The sequence below is a fragment of the Sorangiineae bacterium MSr11367 genome (genome assembly GCA_037157805.1).
Lineage (GTDB): Bacteria > Myxococcota_A > Polyangia > Polyangiales > Polyangiaceae > Pendulispora > Pendulispora rubella.
Genome location: CP089983.1, coordinates 8532392 through 8548696, shown reverse-complemented (window position 1 = coordinate 8548696; position 16305 = coordinate 8532392). Strand labels below are relative to the sequence as shown.

Annotated in this window: 8 protein-coding genes; 1 reads left to right on the top strand and 7 read right to left on the bottom strand. The window is 63.2% G+C overall.

Annotated features, from left to right (window positions below; translation table 11 throughout):
* Positions 1-22: 22 nt before the first annotated feature.
* Genes LVJ94_33020 through LVJ94_33010 form a run of 3 tightly spaced genes read right to left on the bottom strand, consistent with a single transcriptional unit; the run spans position 23 to position 2332 of the window.
* Positions 23-1120, bottom strand: coding sequence for a zinc-binding dehydrogenase (locus LVJ94_33020; protein WXB01725.1), 1098 nt, complete (start codon positions 1118-1120; stop codon positions 23-25).
* A gap of 6 nt (positions 1121-1126) precedes the next feature.
* Positions 1127-1378, bottom strand: coding sequence for an acyl carrier protein (locus LVJ94_33015; GenBank protein WXB01724.1), 252 nt, complete (start codon positions 1376-1378; stop codon positions 1127-1129).
* Between the two features lie 12 nt (positions 1379-1390).
* A complete protein-coding gene (locus LVJ94_33010) occupies positions 1391-2332 on the bottom strand; it encodes a ketoacyl-ACP synthase III (GenBank protein ID WXB01723.1) in 942 nt (313 codons plus the stop codon).
* Between the two features lie 790 nt (positions 2333-3122).
* Between LVJ94_33010 and LVJ94_33005 the strand changes: the two genes are divergently transcribed.
* Positions 3123-4082 carry a phosphodiester glycosidase family protein gene (locus LVJ94_33005; protein ID WXB01722.1) on the top strand — a complete coding sequence of 320 codons (960 nt, stop codon included), beginning with the start codon at positions 3123-3125 and terminating at the stop codon, positions 4080-4082.
* On the opposite strand, the gene LVJ94_33000 is transcribed toward LVJ94_33005, so the two are convergent.
* The 4 genes from LVJ94_33000 to LVJ94_32985 all read right to left on the bottom strand — a co-directional run bounded on the left by LVJ94_33000 (position 4025) and on the right by LVJ94_32985 (position 16277).
* A complete protein-coding gene (locus tag LVJ94_33000) occupies positions 4025-6163 on the bottom strand; it encodes an FkbM family methyltransferase (protein ID WXB01721.1) in 2139 nt (712 codons plus the stop codon). The two genes, LVJ94_33005 and LVJ94_33000, sit on opposite strands and share 58 nt — an antisense overlap.
* Positions 6160-7317, bottom strand: a complete 1158-nt coding sequence (locus LVJ94_32995; protein WXB01720.1) for an acyl-CoA dehydrogenase family protein — start codon at positions 7315-7317, stop codon at positions 6160-6162. Before LVJ94_32995 ends, LVJ94_33000 begins: the two co-directional genes overlap by 4 nt.
* Positions 7318-7497: 180 nt before the next feature.
* Complete coding sequence (locus LVJ94_32990; GenBank protein ID WXB01719.1) at positions 7498-13362, bottom strand: amino acid adenylation domain-containing protein; 5865 nt, start codon at positions 13360-13362, stop codon at positions 7498-7500.
* An 11-nt stretch (positions 13363-13373) separates the two neighbouring features.
* A complete protein-coding gene (locus LVJ94_32985; protein ID WXB01718.1) occupies positions 13374-16277 on the bottom strand; it encodes an acyltransferase domain-containing protein in 2904 nt (967 codons plus the stop codon).
* Between the last annotated feature and the right edge of the window lie 28 nt (positions 16278-16305).

The following is a 16305-nucleotide window of genomic DNA, read 5'->3' as shown; positions in this document are numbered from 1 at the left end:
AAAAACGAACTATCTTTACTGCTTATTCGTTGACGCGGAAGATCGGGAAATACGTCTCGATGCGCCCGCTCGCGTATTCCTCCGCCAAAAGCGGTATTTCGTCCCAGCCGTAGATGCGCTCGTCGGCGGGGGCCATCCAGCCGTGTTCTTCCGCGAAACGCACGGCCGCTTCGCCCTCGTCGTAGCGCGCGTAATGCGTGTGTACGTGCAGATGCCGCCCGATGCACTCCATGGCGCGCACGCTGGCGAAGGTCAGGCCGTGCTTCCATCCCGACGTGGCAATCGTGCCCTGCCGGGCGAGCGATTTGAGCGCGGTCTTGTAATGGATTCCCAAGTTGTCCACGAAAATCGATACGCCGCGTCCGCCGCTTCGCTCGCGGACGGCCTTCAAGAATTCGCCCTCGAAGGTGGCGTCGGTCCACGTGCTGCGATCGATGGGGTCGATCCCCATTTCTTTCAACAGGGCCGCGCGCGAAGGCTGCGAAGTAACCATCGCCGTGCGAAATCCCATCATCTTGGCCAGCGACAACTCGGCCAGCGCCACCCCTCCACCCCATGCGAAGACGAGGGCGTCCTCCGGTGGGCACGCGTCCATCTGTGATCGCCAGCACGCGAGGGCCACGCGCCAATTGGCCCACGCGGTGACGTAGCGCAGGGAAAACGCGGCCCACTGCGGGAGCGAAAAACGCGTCGGTTTGGGAATGGGGACGATCTGCTTGTGATGCAGCTTGATCGTCTTGGCCAGCACGCCCATCGTGCCCGGGGCGTCGTAGCCCAGAATGCGAATGGGGTACCCGTATTCGTCCCAAGTCCCATTGCAGAAGACGATGCCGACGTCGCCTGGGGCGAGTCCTTCGACATTGGCCCCTACATCGGTGACTTCGACGACCCCTGAGTTCCCCAGAACGACGGCGTCCTCCTCGCGGAGGGCACAGATGTCCACGGGGCTTCTCCGAAGGGCATGATCCATATTGCCCTCCCAGCAGCCGTACAATGGCCGGACGAGTACGTCGTCGGGCTGCATGGGAGGTAGATCGATGGTTTCACGACGAAGGGGGCCAAACGTTTTTCCACCGTCGCCGCGGCGCAGGACCCATGCTTCCGTCGATCGATGGCTCATTCTTGGTCATTCATGCCAGGCGCCGGCAGACTGCGCGCGCTCGATGTATCCCGTGATATCACCCAGGGTGCGCAAGCGCGCGGACTCTTCGGGCGCAATCGTGCTTTTGCAGGCTTGCTCGATTTGAAAGAGCAAATTGGCCATATCGAGCGAATCGAGGCCCTGCTGGGCCAACGGAGCGCTTTCGTCCAACGTGGACGCGCTCACCTGAATCTCCGCCGCATCGAACAACCGTTGAATGCGCTCTTTGGCAACCATGAGAAAGCTCCTTCAGACTTTGAACTCGAGGATGTTGCTGCCCCAAGAGAATCCGACGCCGAACCCACTCAAGACCAGCCTCGCGTCTTTCTCGGTTCGAGACATACGCTGCTGGAGCATGATGGGGATGGACGATGAAACGGTATTCCCATAATGGGCGATCTCGAAGGGGACCTTCGAGGGCGGGAGTGCGAGGTTTTGTCGCAAAAAATCGATGATGTACTTCGACCCGGGGTGCAGGAGGAAGCAGTCGACGTCGTCCGCGTTCAGCCCGTTGCGTTCGAGCAGACGGTGGATGCTGAGTGGTACCTCACGGGCGGCGTTGGAGAAGACTTGCCGGCCATCCATCCGGAAGCGGCCGTCGTCGCAGACGAGGCACTGCCAACTATGGGGAACGGTGCCGAAGTCCGAATCGATCAGTTCGTATCCCGATTCGTTCCGACAAATGTACGAGACGGAGGCGGCATCGCCAAAGATCAACGCCGTGGCCTTGTCGTTGCGGTCGACGATGGTGGAATAAGGGTCGCACGTGAAGAGCAGAGCACGCTCGAGTCCCAATTTCTCGACCAGGGCGGTTACCACGGCGATCCCGTGCGTGTACCCCGCACAGCCCTGCGAGATGTCGAACGTGATGCATTGCTTACCCATTCCTAGCTTTTGATGGACGATGGCCGACGTATGCGGAATATTCCGATCGGGATTCTGCGTCACCACGCATACGAGTTGTACCGAGGCGATGTCGATGGATCTGCGCCGGAGCAAATCCTCGAAGGCCTTTTGACAGAGATCGCTGGTGCTCTCCGCTGCGTCTTTGATGGATCGTTCGAAGACGCCGATTTTGTTCCTCAGAAATTCGGAATCGAGTTGAAACTCGGATCCGAGCTCGGTATTCGACGCTCGCTGCGGCGGGATGTAGGTGCCGATGTCCACGATGTGTACGGGCGAGCGCGGCATGCGTGTGCTCCAGGCGTACCGGCCGCTCTCTCAGCATCGAGCAAGGGGGCCGATTCGGTATCCAGGTAATAGCCGCGTGCTCGAGATTTCGCAATGATGTTAATCGTCATTAACAAGCATTTTACTTTTGTCCTGCCCTCGCATCGACCGTTCGGGCACTGCACTGTTTGCTATTGCGCAATTGAAATGAGCGGCTGGATTGACCGTTCCGATTTGCACGATCGACGATCGCAATCGTTTCAACTCGGAGAAGCGGTTCGAGCGCGACATCGCACGAAGTGGCCATTTTTCAGCCCACAAACGCTTGCGCGGCCCGAATCGAGAAGACTCGGACCGCGCAGCGTCTCACTCCGTCAACCGAAGCCTGCGGTCTCGGCGGATATGGACAACGAAGTTGGATAATTGGATGTTGTATAACGTGCTCGTTGTCGTTCGAACTCCTCACCACCGTTGTCGGATTCTGGTCGATGGGACCTGGCAATGCAGGCCTGATGCCATTTCGCGATGAATTTCGGACGTTTGTTCGCCATCCGAACACGGGTCGCCATCGCACATGCACTGCAAGGGGATCAAGCCGCCCAAACGGACGACGAACCTCACGCTTGCAACGACGCGCGCGATGTTCACCTTGCTATCGCCGTGCGCGCCTGCGGACGATTCCGTCCGCGGGAAGGGACGGAATCGTCCGTTCGGCGATGCACGAACGTTTCGGCGTGATGCGACGACATCGCACCGCCAAACGGCCGGCGCCGTCCGCCGCTCCTCGGAGGCGTGCGAGCATGTCTCCACCATGCCCCGAACTTCGACCCGTCCAGGTGTTCTCGCTGCCGCCCTTTTCGCTTCGCTGGCCTTGGTCACGTCCGCTGCGCGGAATGCGGAGGCCGGCATCATCGAAAGCCAAACGACGAGCCACCCCTTTCCCGGGGTGCTGCTCGTCGAAGGAAAGACGCGTGTGCCCTCGAGCGCCTTTCACGCGAGCATCGTATCGCTCTGCACGAGTGGGATCCGCCTCGATGCTACGGCCACACCGAGCGCGCTGCGCACCGTTCCCTCGTGGGCCACGCGCGTGGGGGCCAAGCTCGCGCTCAACGGCGACTTTTTCAAACCGGCGCCGCGCGTGTACGGCATTGCCGTGGGCGGCGGTATCGAATGGCCTCTCGAGAAGATGGGGATCGATCCGGCCGTGTCCGGCGAGTGGTACTATGACCACTTCGGATGGATTGCCGTAGGCCCCGGGTGGGTTGACTTCACGCACACCGGTGAGGCGAAAGCGCACGCCGAGCAACTGGGGCTCGCCCACGGCTTCATGCCCCGGACGATGACCCACGATATCCCGCCGGGGACCCTGGCGCTGGTCAGCGGCTTTCCCGAGTTGGTGACCGAGGGGACGCGCTACACGTGCGCCAGCCCCACGGCGAGCACCTGTTTTCCCGATCGCGCCGACATGCGCACACGAAATCCGCGCACCGCCATGGGCCTATCGTTCGACCGAAGCATCATCGTATTCGCCGTCGTCGATGGGCGGACCACCGTCTCCGCCGGCATGTACGGCACCGAGCTCGCCGAGCTCATGGAGGAACTCGGCGCGTGGCAGGCCTTCAATCTCGATGGTGGCGGCTCGTCCGAAATGTGGCTCGCGGGTCGCGGCACGATCAGCGCGCCCTCCGACGGCCGCTCCCGCGCGGTGGCCAATCACTGGGGCGTCTTCGTCGAGGACGCACCGGCGGCGCATTGCGCATATATGAGGTAGATGCCCGAGTCTCGATAGAGCTCGTCCTGCTCGGTCGTCACGTCGTACCCCTGTCGGACGAGCCATTGCTCGATGTGCTGCACGCGGCCCTCGATGTCGTGCACTTCGATGGCGAGCGCGCGGATCTTGGGCCAGTCGGCGGGCTCGATGCCCAAGAGGACATCGAGTTCGCTCTTCTGGACATCGATTTTCAGAAGATCGATGCGCTCGATGCCTTCCTCGCGCACGATGCCCGACAGCGTACGCAGGCGGCATGTGAGGTGCTGCCCCTTCACGCGCTGGGAAAGGAGCGCCTCCGAGTGCTCCATGACCTGGTTCATCCCGTCGGTGCCCTGATCCATCTGGTTTTGCAGGATGGCGCGAAGAACGGCCTTCTCTTCGTCCGCATTTCCGTACACGGACGACATGCCCGACGAATGCGGATAAAAGGTGAAATCGGCCGTTCGTTCGGCATTGGACAATCCCATGTCGAACAATTTGGCGCGCACGCCATGCTTGGAGAGGTTGCGGCGCAAAATGTCGAACGTGGGGGCCGATGGCTCGAAGGCATACACCGTCGCATTTCGCCCGAGGCCGTGAACGAAGAGCGAGAACAGTCCAATGTTCGCGCCCACGTCGAACACGCACGCGTTCTCCGGCAGCTCGTTCAAGTGGCGGGTGTAGGTGCGGTGCTCGAAGATATCCTCGTAAAAATGGTCGGTTTCGGCCTTGTTTTGATGCGTGATCTCCCAGCCATTGGGAAGGCGGTAGGGGAGTGAGTGCGCTGTCGGCTCGCCGTGGGAGGCCGGCCGGACGACATGCGCAGGGTTCACCGCACGGGCGAACTGCGCGATCGTGGGGTGCTCGAAGAAGAGGCTCAAGCTGGCCTGGATGCCCCACGCGTTCTCCAGGCGCTGCAGGATGGAAATGGCCAACAGCGAGTGCCCGCCCCGTTCGAAAAAGTTGTCATGAATGCCCACGCGATCCGTCTTGAGAACCTCTTGCCATGTGTGCACGAGGCGCTGCTCCCATTCGTCCTGCGCCGGCGCGTAATCGGTAAAGAGCTGCGGCCGGTCCAAGGAATGGAGGCGCTCCCATGTCGTTTTCAGCACGTCTTGGTCGGAGGTGCCTTCGTACGAGGCCGGCAGCGAAGGAAAAGCCGGGCCGTGTTGCACCGCCAGGGTGCTTAGCGCGCGACCCGGACCCACCTCGAGAAAGACGCGACCCGGTGCGTGCCGGAGCACCTCGAGGCCGGCGCCGAATCGGACCGGTTTGCAGAGGTGCTCGACCCAATAAGCGGGATTCGTCGCCTGCGCGGCGGTGATCCAGGTACCCGTGACGTTCGAGATGTACGGAATGCGCGGGGCGCGCAGCGAGCAGGCTTTGACGAGCTCGAGAAAATCGCCCGCGGCGGGCTCCATCATTTTCGAATGGAATGCGTGGGTCGTGGGGATGCGCACCGCCGGTTGCTGGCTGCCGCCCCACCGGGCCTCGATGGCCTCGATGGCCTGCGTCGTTCCCGCAAGGACGCACAGCGACGCACCATTGACGGCGGCCAGGGAGACGCGCTCGCCCAGCAGGTTCTCGATCGCGCGTTCGGGGAGCGGCACGGCGAGCATCGCGCCCTCGGGCAGCCGTTGAATGAGCTGCGCACGCCGGGTCACTAGCCGCAGCGCTTCGGGAAGCGACAGGACCTCCGCCAAGCATGCGGCAACGTATTCGCCGATGCTGTACCCGAGCATGGCGTCCGGCTGAACGCCCCGCGCCATCCAAAGTTGCGCCAGCGCATACTCGACGACGAAGGTGGCCGGTTGGGCCAGGTCGGTTCGATCGAGCGCGTCGTTGCGAGGGCCGCGGCGGAGCATGGCGCGCAAATCCAACTTTGGCGACGCGGGCAGTGGCTCGCACCGGGCGGGATAAAGGACCGTGCGCAAATCGATGTCCAGAAGCGGGGTAACGATGTCGCAGCAGGTATCGATCTGCCCGCGAAACACGGGTTCCGTCTGGTAAAGCTCCGCGGCCATGTGAACGTACTGCTCGCCGAGCCCGGGAAAGAGGAACGCGATGCGCGGAGAGCAAATGGAAGAAGAGGAAGAACTCATAGGAATGCCTGAACGCCGGTGATTTCGCGGCCAACGATGAGCGACTGCATATGGTCCGTTCCCTCGAGGGTGAAGATGCCTTCCATGTCCGCCTGGTGCTTGGCCACGTGGTACTCGAGCAAGATGCCATTGCCGCCGAGCAGATCGCGCGCGTCGGCCACCACCTGCCGCGCCTTCAAACACGTGTGCATTTTGGCCATGGCGGCGATGCCCGCGGTCATTCGGGGGGAGTCCATCAATTGGCTCATGCGAAGACAGAGCAATTGCATGCCGGTGACCTCCGCCAGCATGCGCGCGAGTTTTTGCTGCACCAGCTGAAAGTGCGCAATGGGCTTTCGAAATTGGACGCGCTTTTGCGCATAGGCGAGCGCGTGCTCGTAGCACGCCATGGCATGGCCCAGCGCAATCCAGGCCACCAGGCAACGCGAGTTCGTCAGAATATGGGTGAAGTCGTTGAAGGTGTTGGCGTTGGCCAAGCGATGGCTTCCGGGGACGCGCACATTCTCGAGGGTGATCTCGGCCTGGAGAACGGCGCGCTGGGAGACTTTGCCGGTGATGACCTTGGTATGAAAGCCCGGGCTGCCTTTTTCGACGAGAAACGCGCCCACCTGATTGGCATTCAGCCGCGCCCAGACGATGACCACATCGGCGATGGAGGCGTTGCCAATCCATTTTTTCGATCCGTGAAGGATCCAGTCCTCACCGTCGCGACGGGCGCTCGTCTCGAAGAGAACGACGTCCGATCCATGCTCGGGTTCCGTCATGGCGAACGCCCCGATTTTCTCGAGCCGCGCCATGGCGGGCAGCCAGCGGTCCTTCTGCGCCTCCGAGCCGCATCGATCGATGGTGGCCATGGCCAACCACGAGTGCACGCCGAAAATCGTGTTCAAGCTGCCGTCCCCGCGCGTGAGCTCGGCCGCGGCCAACCCCACCGCCGTGGCGCTCAGCCCGGGGCATCCGTAACCCCGGATGCTGCCCCCCGCAAGGTTCAAGCTTGCAAGCTTTGCGAGGAGCTCCACGGGCATCTCCGCGCGCTCCCAATACTGCGCGGCTACGGGAAGCACTTCCCGATCGCAAAACGCGCGCATCCGCCGCCGCACCTCCCGCTCCTCGTCGGTGAGCAGAGCATCAATATGATAAAAATCCGGAACCATGAAGCCTCTCGCGTGCAGCGCAGTGAAACGGTTAGGGGATTTACAGGAAGACGGGAAGACGGGAAGTTTTTGTGGTTTCCAATGCTCCCAATGCGCCAACTGGAACCCCCCAAAAAGCGTTCCGCGCGAGCGCACAGGTTCCCTTCCCGTCTTCCCGTCTTCCTGTTCAATCTCTCTCTTTTAGGCGGCCTTGCCGCTGCCTGATTTGCGGCGGAGTTGCTCCTTTAGTTCACTGAGGGAGCGGCGGGGGTTGTCGTGAATGAGTTGGAGGAGGAAGGCGAAGCTTTCGGCCATGCGGGGGATGGTCTCGGGGGCGAAGCAATCGCGGTAGTATTGGAAACGAAGTCCGATTTGCGCGATGGGGAGTACCTCCAGTTTCAAGGGGATCCCGGTGCGCGCGGTCTTCATATTTCCTTGGGCCCAGTGGCGGCCGGTGGTGAGGGCGTAGGTGTCGAGGGGCTGGCTCTGGTAGGTGATGTAGCTCTGGAAGGGGAGGGGCTCGTCGCGTAAATCGCTTTCCTCCCAGATGGTGAGCGCCTCCGCGTACTCGTAATTCTTCATTTCCCAAAGGACCGGCTGCAGCTCCTTCATCCACGAGAGGAAGGAGGCATTGGGGCGGACGCGCAGTCGGAGTGGCAACAGGTTGATCATGTTGCCCACCGTGTACTCGATGCCTTCCATGTGGGCGGGGCGCCCGGATACGACGAGGCCGAACACCACGTCGTCGTCGCCGGTCTCCGCGGATACGACCAGCGACCAGACGCCCGCAATGAAATTGGAGAACGTCATTTGATGCAGTTTGCAGAGATCGTACAGCCCGCTCGACAGTTTGGGCGTGAGGAACACTTCTCGGCAGAGTGCCTCGTTTTCCGCCTCGAACGGGGCATCGTAGGTGACCAGCTGGTTCGGCCTGGAGAACCCCGCGAGCATGTTGCGCCAGAACTCGTGCGCCTTGGTGCGATCCTGTTGCCAAGCCCACTCGAGCACGTCCTTGTACGGGCGAGGGGACGCCGGCTCGGGGGCACGCTCTTCCAGGCGCGTTGGCCGCAGCGCCGCATAGTGAAGCAGCGCATCGCGCAGGAACATGGACATCGACCACCCGTCCTGGAGCAAATGGTCCAGCGTGTAGACGAAGACGTAATCGTCGTCGTCCAGGCGGATCAGGCCGATGCGAACGTGGGGCGCCTTCTGGAAGTCGAACCCGCGTTGAAAGTCCTCCTCGAGGTACGCCTGCAGCGCCTCTTGCTGCGCATCGTACGGGAGATGTCTCAGGTCAATGTGGTTGACCTCGGGCGTGGCCCGCTTGAAAACGACCTGAACCGGCTTGGGCAGGCCTTCCCAGAGAAACCCCGTGCGCAGCGCGGAATGGAGGGCCACCGTCTGCTGCCACGCTTGGCCGAAAAGGACGGGGTCGAATTGCTCGTTGCGAATGCGGTAATGCGGCTGCGTGAGGTACAACGCGGGATCCTGGAGCGCCTGGTAACGGCGTATGCCCCATCGCTGGTACGACGTCGTGGGGTACACCGCCTCGACCTCGTCGAGGTTGGGAACGAGCCCCGCGATGTCCTCGACGCTGGGAAGGCGCGGCCCGGCGGTTTCCTGCCGCGGCGCCTCCTCGCGTTGCCCCATCGCCTCGAGAAGGGCCGCCACCGTGCGAAACTCGAAGAGTTGTTTGGAGGTGAAGACGAATCCTGCCTCCCGTGCGCGCGAAATGAGAAGGATGCTGCGCACCGAATCGCCGCCCAGCGTGAAGTAGTCGTCGTCGCGGCCCACGCGCTCCAGACGCAGCACGTCGGCCCAAATCTGGGCGAGCCGCCGCTCGTCGTCGTTTCGGGGCTCGACGTACGCCGCCCGCAGCGTCTCCTGGAGCTTCTCCGGAGGCGGCAGCATGCGCCGATCCAATTTGCCATTGGGGGTCAAGGGTAGTTCGTCGATGGACACGATGGTGCCCGGGACCATGTACGCGGGCAGGCATTGCTGAAGATGATGGCGAATCTCGGCCACGAGCTCCGCGAAAGGCCGCTGCCGCGGGGGATTCGTGAAGCCCTGCCAGAACGAGGGGGGCCGCGGCGCAGGCGCTTCACTCGAACGAGGCGCGGCCTCGTACCGCGCCGGCATGCGCCGCAGGGTCACGTGGTATGTGCCATCGGCGCCTTCGTCGGGCGAGGACCACGTCATGTCCACGTGATACCCAAGTTGCTCGCCGAGCGCCCAGATGTCCTCGGGCTCGATGCCCGCCGGCGGCTCCGCGTCCAAGCGCGCGCGAACCTCGCCCGCCGTGCGCAGTTCCGTGGCGCCCGCCAAGAGCGCCATGGCCTTCATCTCACGCGCGAGGCGTGCATCGGGCACCCGCTCCAGGTGCACGACGGCGGGCGACTGCTCCTGCAAGCGCGCGCCAAGGTTCGCCAGGTTCAGCGCGTCGCGCGACCAGTTCCACGTGGGGGCGGGCTCCACCACGGGCTGTCGGCCCATGCGCAAGAGCGCGTCGTACCGAAAACGGGTTAGCTCATTGTGCGCACGGCCGCGGCGCAAGTGAATCTCCACGCTCCCGATGGCGGGAACCTGCTCGCGCAGTGCCGCGAAGAACCCCGGGGCGACGAGCAACTCGTTTTCGAGGCGAATCTGCTCTTGGATCTGCCGTCGAAGCTCCTCGCAGGGCAGCCCGTCGGGGGCTTTGTGGAGCTGCACCGACGTATGGTAGGCCTCGAGGAGCTGGCGATTGCGCACGTCGGCCACGACGATGGTGCCCTCCGGCAGCACCGTGTGCGCGGCCTGCTCAAGTACGTTCAGCAGGTAGCGAACATCGGGAAAGTACTGAATGACCGAATTGATGAAGATGCAATCGAAGCGCGATTCCTTCAAACCTGCGAGATCGTGCGCTTGCCGCTCCTGCAGCTCGACGTGCGCGGGCAAATCCGGTTGGCTCTGCAGCGAGGCGAGTGCGCTCGCGGAGCCATCCGTGGCCAGGTAATACTCGGTGTGCGGGGCCAAGCGCGTCAGGTGCAAGCCGGCGCCGCAGCCCAATTCGAGCACCCGCTCCGGACGAAGCGCGAGAACGCGACGGGCCGTGTGCTCGACTTGCTCGCGCATCTCCTCTTCGGAAATGAGTTCACCGGTGTAGCTGCTATTCCAACCAATGGTGTTCAGCGTGGGAACGGCCTGTTGGTAAACCTCGTTGTAGAGGGCGAGCCAGCCCTCCACGTGCTCTTGCTGCGTGCTCCGCTCGTCGAGCGAATACGATGCATCGGGCACCACGTACGCCACCAACCGCGCCTCGCCCGGGGCATCTTCGCGCAAGGCCGTGGCGGCCTCGCGCACGGCCGGGTGCTCGCGCAGGGCGATGTCGATCTCCTCCAGCTCGATGCGGTATCCATGGAACTTCACCTGTTGGTCCTTGCGGCCCAGAAATTCCAGGTTCGCATCGAATCGAAGCCGCGCCTGGTCTCCGGTGCGGTAAAGGCGTTCACCCGACGGGCTTTGCACGAAGCGCTCGGCCGTCAATTCCGGCGCATGCAAATAGCCTCGCGCCACACCGCGCCCGCCGAGGTACAAGTCCCCCACGCCGCCGAGGGGAACGGGCTGCAGCGCAGGATCGAGCACGTACGCGGTGGTGTTGGCAATCGGGCGGCCGATGGTGATGCTCTCCGCCTCCGCCGAAATGCGCGCCGCCGTGGCCCAAATGGTCACCTCGGTGGGGCCGTAGAGGTTCCATAGTTCGCCCCCTGTGGCGAGCAATCGGTCCGCGAGATCTTTGGGCAGCGCTTCGCCACCCACGAGCATCTTGATGCCCCGCGCATTGGTCCAGCCGCTGTCGAGGAGCATGCGCCACGTCGCCGGAGTCGCTTGCAGCACCGTGGCCTGCGCGCTCTCGAGAAGCTCTGCGAGGAGGTAGCCATCCGTCGCCTGCTCCCGCGTGGCGATGCAGACCGTCGCTCCGCACACCAGGGGCAGGTACAACTCCAGCCCCGCGATATCGAACGAGATGGACGTCACCGCCACGAGCCGGTCACCGGCGCTCAATCCGGGTTCGGCGCGCATGCTGGCGAGGAAGTTCACCACGTTGTCGTGCAGAACCTCGACCCCTTTGGGGCGGCCGGTCGAGCCCGAGGTGTAAATGACGTACGCCGCGTGCTCGGGCGCGGCCCGATCCTCGACGGACTCGGGGCTCTCCTCCGCCATATGCTCGATATCCATCACGGGCGCGTCACACTCCGGGAGTGCACCCCGCAGCGGCCCCTGGACGAGAAGCAGCGACACGCGGGCATCCTCGAGCATCAGGGCCAGCCGATCCCGCGGGTACTCGTGATCGAGCGGCACATAGGCACCGCCGGCCTTGAGAATGCCCAGGAGTCCGACGAGCAACCATGGCGATCGCTCGATGCAAAGGCCAACGCGCGTCTCCGGGCCCACGCCGCGTTTTCGCAGGGCACGGGCCAGGCGATTGGCCTGCGCATCGAGGCGCGCGTACGTCCACGATTCGTGGCCGCAAACGATGGCCGTCGACTCGGGGGTGCGGGCGGCTTGCTCTTCGAACAGGCGATGAATGCAGGTTGCAGGCAGTTCCACGCGCGGTCCCTGGCTCCACTGCGCGAGCAGCTCGCGTTCGCCGCCGGCGAGGAACGGCAGCTCGTCGAGCCGCTTCGTCGGATCCTCCGTCACCGCGCGGAGGATCACCAGAAAGCGCTCGGCCATCATCGCGATGGTCTCTTCGTCGAAGAGGTCCGAGTTGTACTGGAGAACGTCGCTATCGCCCTCTTCGTAGAGGAACGCGCTCAATTCGAACATCGATGTGCCGTTGTCCAGGTGGCACGACTCGAAGGTGAGCGACTCCGTATGAAACGGAGGCATATGGCTTTTCTGGGCGGCAAAGAAGATCTGGAAAAGCGGCGAGCGGCTGGTATCGCGCTCGAGGTGCAACTCGTCGATGACCCGCTCGAAGGGGAGGCTCAGATTGTCGAGGGCACCGAGCAACGTGTGCTGCACCTGCCGGAGCAGTTCCTGAAAGGTGAGCTGCCCCTGCGGCTTGACACGCACGGGCAGCGTATTCACGAAATAGCCAATGAGCGGTTCCGTCTCGGAGTACGGCCGATGCGCCACCGGCGTACCCACGATGACGTCCGACTGCCCGGTGCATCGGTAGAGAAGCACACTGAAGGCCGCCAGCGTCGTCATGTAAAACGTCGTGCCCGCAGTCCGGCCGAGATCCTTGATGGCTTGTTTGAGCTCCGGCGGAATGACGAATCGATGCAGCTTTCCGCGGTAGGTCAAGTGCGCGGGCCTCGGATGATCCGTGGGAATCTCGAGCACGTTCTCCCGGTCGGCGAGCTGCCGCGTCCAATAGGCCACCTGCTTGCGGTGTTGGTCACTGCCAATCTGTGCGATCTGCCACGCCGCAAAGTCGCCGAACTGGAAAGGCAGATCGGGCAGCGAGCCCTCTTCGCCGCGGGCGTAGGCATCGTAATAATGGAACCACTCGCGGAGGAAGATGCCGAGCGACCAGCTATCGTAAATGATGTGGTGGATGAGAAAGAAGAGAACGTGGTCGTTGGGCCCGAACTGGTAAATCCTGGAGCGAAAGAGCGGCGCCTGATCGAGCGGGAGGGGATTTTTGGACTCCTCCTCGATGAGATTCTCCAAGAACGCATCCCGTTCGCCCTCGGGGAGCGACATGGGCACCACGGGGATCTGCACGGTGAGCTTCGGAAGAATGACCTGACTCGGCTCCCCGCGGAACGTGGAGAGCAAATACGTGCGCAGGACTTCGTGGCGCTCGATCAACTTGTTGAGGGCGCGTTCCAGAAGGGAAACGTCGAGCGGCCCCGAAATGCGCAATGGGATGCTGACGTTGTAGACAGCCGTGCCCGGATCCCAATGCTCGAGAAACCAGAGTCGCTGCTGGGCAAACGACAGCGGGGCGACATTGCGCTGCGCGCGCGGGGCAATCTTGACGGCGGCCGCGGGCGGCTTCTTTCCCGAGAGGCGCTTCTGCAGCAGGGCGCGCTTTTCGGCGCTGAGTTGGGCGATGCGGCTGGATTGGTCGAGCATGACGTGGGCACCTATTCGTGGACTTGCAAGGATTCGATTTCTTCGAGGATGGTCAGCTCGACCAAGTCGGCCATACCGGCGACGGTGGTCTTTTCGAGAAGCTCTTTCAGAGAAATTTCGACGTCGAATTGCTCTTTGAGTCGGGTATGCAATTGAATTCCCAAGAGGGAATTGCCACCCAGGTCGAAGAAGTCGTCGTGAAGGTCGATGGTGGGGGTACCCAGGAGTTCCTGCCAGAATTGCAGGATGACCTTTTGGGAGTCGGTGATGTCCGTCGCTTGGATGAACGAGGCTGGCGGGGAGGAGGCCTCCGACTCCTGCGGATGGATATCGGGCGCGTCGATCCAGCAGCGCTGGCGTTCGAACGGATAGGTGGGGAGCACCAGGCGGGAGCGGCGGGTATGACCGAGGAGGGCTTTGCGGTCGATGGCGCCACCGGCCGTCCACAATTTGCCCAAGGCTTGCAGAATGGCCTCCACTTCGGTCCCCGGTTTGCTCGAGGGGATGGACGCGAGGACGATTTGTTCGCTGCCGCGCTCGTGCGGATGGATGAGCGAGGACAACGTTCGGCCGGGGCCCACCTCGAGGAGAATCCAATTCGAATCGGCGAGAAGCTGGGCGATCCCTTGGGAAAATCGCACCGGCTCGCGCAGGTGGCGAACCCAGTATTCGGGATCCATCGCCTCGTCGGCTGTGATCCATTGGCCGGTGACGTTGGAGAGGTACGGTGCCTCGGGGCGGTGCAGTGTGACCTGTTCGAGGACGCGCCGGAACGCGTCCACGATGGGATCGACCATGCGACCATGCGAGACGAGGGACGCCGGCAATCGGTTGTGGACGATGTTGCGGCGCTGCAAATCCGTTTGCAACGCATCGATGGCCTCGATGGGGCCCGAAATCGAGTAAACGCCGGGGGCATTGAAGGCCGTGATGGCCACACCCTCGCCCAGCGGGGGCAATTCGGATTCGTCGCGCGCCAAGACGGTAAGGATGGCTCCACGGGCCAGCCCGCGAAGAAGCCGCTCGCGCGCGGCCACCAGGCGAAGCGCATCGGCGAGATCGAGCACGCCGGCCAAGGTCGCGGCGACGTATTCGCCCATGCTGTGACCCACGTACGCGTGCGGCGCGACCCCCCACGAAAGCCAAAGCTGCGCTAGCGCGTACTCGAAGGCAAACAGCGCGGGTTGGGTCAGCGTTGCATCGACATGCTCCGCGCACCGGTCCATGGCCGCGCGAAACACCGGCTCACGCTCGCAGAGTTCGCGTCCCGCGTTGTCGTCGAGCGGCACTTGGCCGGGAAACAAGAACACCACGGGTGTTTCGGCCTGATGGCGCTTGCTGAACACGCGCTGGGGCGGCATCGCCCTCAACGTCGCCACGGCATCGCGGGTATCGCGGCAAACGACGGCGCGGCGATGCTCGAACGCCTTTCGTCCGACCTGGAGGGTATGGGCGACGTCGGCCAGGTTCGCGTCGGGGTGCGCCTCCAAATAGCCGAGCAGGTTGCTCGTGCTCTGCTGCAACGCCGTTTCGCTCTTCGCCGACAGGAGCACGAGCTGCCAGTCCGTCGCCGGATCGGACGGCGCCCGCAGGCACGGCTCCTCGAGAATCACGTGCGCATTGGTCCCGCCCACACCAAAGGCGCTCACCGCCGCGCGCCGCGGGTGCTCTCCGCGTTCCCACGCGCGTGCGGGCTCCGTGTTCACGAAGAAGGGACTGTGCACAAAATCGATTTGCGCATTCGGCGTCTCGAAGTGCAAGCTCGGCGGAATACACGCGTGGTGCAGCGCCAACGCCGTCTTGATGAAGCCCGCCGCACCCGCCGCCGTGTCCATGTGACCCACGTTGCTCTTGAGGGAGCCGAGTGCGCAGAAGCCTTCGCGATCGGTGCCGGCGCGAAAGGCCTTGGTCAGCGCGGTGACCTCGATGGGATCGCCCATCTCGGTGGCGGTGCCATGGCACTCGACGTACTGAATCGAGTCGACGGGAACGTCGGCCAAAAGCTGCGCCGTGCGAATCACCTCGGCCTGTCCATCCACGCTCGGCGCCGTGTAACTGACCTTGCCCGCCCCGTCGTTGTTGATGGCCGAGCCGAGAACCACCGCGTAAATCGTGTCGCCGTCCAGCAGCGCATCGTCCAGCCGCTTGAGGAGCACCAGCGCGGCCCCCTCGCTCTGCACGGTGCCCTTGGCGCGTGCATCGAACGTTCGCGTGTGACCATCGGGCGAATTCTTGTTGTTCTCCTGATAGACGTATCCGGTTACCTGCGGAATGCTCAACGCCACCCCGCCGGCCAAGGCCATGTCGCATTCTCGATTCAACAGCGCTTGGCAGGCCATATGAATGGCCACTAACGAGGTCGAGCAGCCCGTTTGCACGGTCACGCAGGGGCCCTTGAGATTCAGCTTGTAGGCCAGGCGCGTGGTCAGATGGTCTTTGTCGTTGGCCAGCACCAAGTGGTACGGATCCACCGAGCGCACCAGATCACGATTGGGCCATAAATGGTTGAGCAGGTAGCTCGAAATCGCGGACCCCGCAAACACGCCCACCGAGCCGGCGTACGCCTCGAGATCGTAGCCCGCCCGCTCGAACAGCTCCCAGGCGCACTCCAGAAAGAGCCGTTGCTGCGGATCGGTGTAGGCGGCCTCGCGCGGCGAAAAGCCGAAGAACGCCGGGTCGAACATTTTGATGCCGCGGACCATCCCGCGCGCTTTGACGTATTTCGGGTTTCGCAGGGAGGCTTGGTCCACGCCGGCATCGGACAGCTCCTCGTCCGAGAAGAAGGTGATCGATTCTCGACCGTCGCGCACGTTCTTCCAAAAGGAGTCGACGCCGTCGGCCTCGGGGAAGCGACCGTTCACGGCCACCACGGCGACCAAATCGTGCTGCTCTTGTTGCTGAACCACGTTACCCATCGATGTTCCTGTCCATGGATGAATGAGA

Excerpts from the sequence above, each read along its gene's own strand:
- LVJ94_33015 (WXB01724.1), bottom strand. The coding sequence starts at position 1,378 with ATGGTTGCCAAAGAGCGCATTCAACGGTTGTTCGATGCGGCGGAGATT.
- LVJ94_33005 (WXB01722.1), top strand. The coding sequence starts at position 3,123 with ATGCCCCGAACTTCGACCCGTCCAGGTGTTCTCGCTGCCGCCCTTTTC.
- LVJ94_33020 (WXB01725.1), bottom strand. The coding sequence starts at position 1,120 with ATGAGCCATCGATCGACGGAAGCATGGGTCCTGCGCCGCGGCGACGGT.
- LVJ94_32995 (WXB01720.1), bottom strand. The coding sequence starts at position 7,317 with ATGGTTCCGGATTTTTATCATATTGATGCTCTGCTCACCGACGAGGAG.
- LVJ94_32985 (WXB01718.1), bottom strand. The coding sequence starts at position 16,277 with ATGGGTAACGTGGTTCAGCAACAAGAGCAGCACGATTTGGTCGCCGTG.
- LVJ94_32990 (WXB01719.1), bottom strand. The coding sequence starts at position 13,362 with ATGCTCGACCAATCCAGCCGCATCGCCCAACTCAGCGCCGAAAAGCGC.
- LVJ94_33000 (WXB01721.1), bottom strand. The coding sequence starts at position 6,163 with ATGAGTTCTTCCTCTTCTTCCATTTGCTCTCCGCGCATCGCGTTCCTC.
- LVJ94_33010 (WXB01723.1), bottom strand. The coding sequence starts at position 2,332 with ATGCCGCGCTCGCCCGTACACATCGTGGACATCGGCACCTACATCCCG.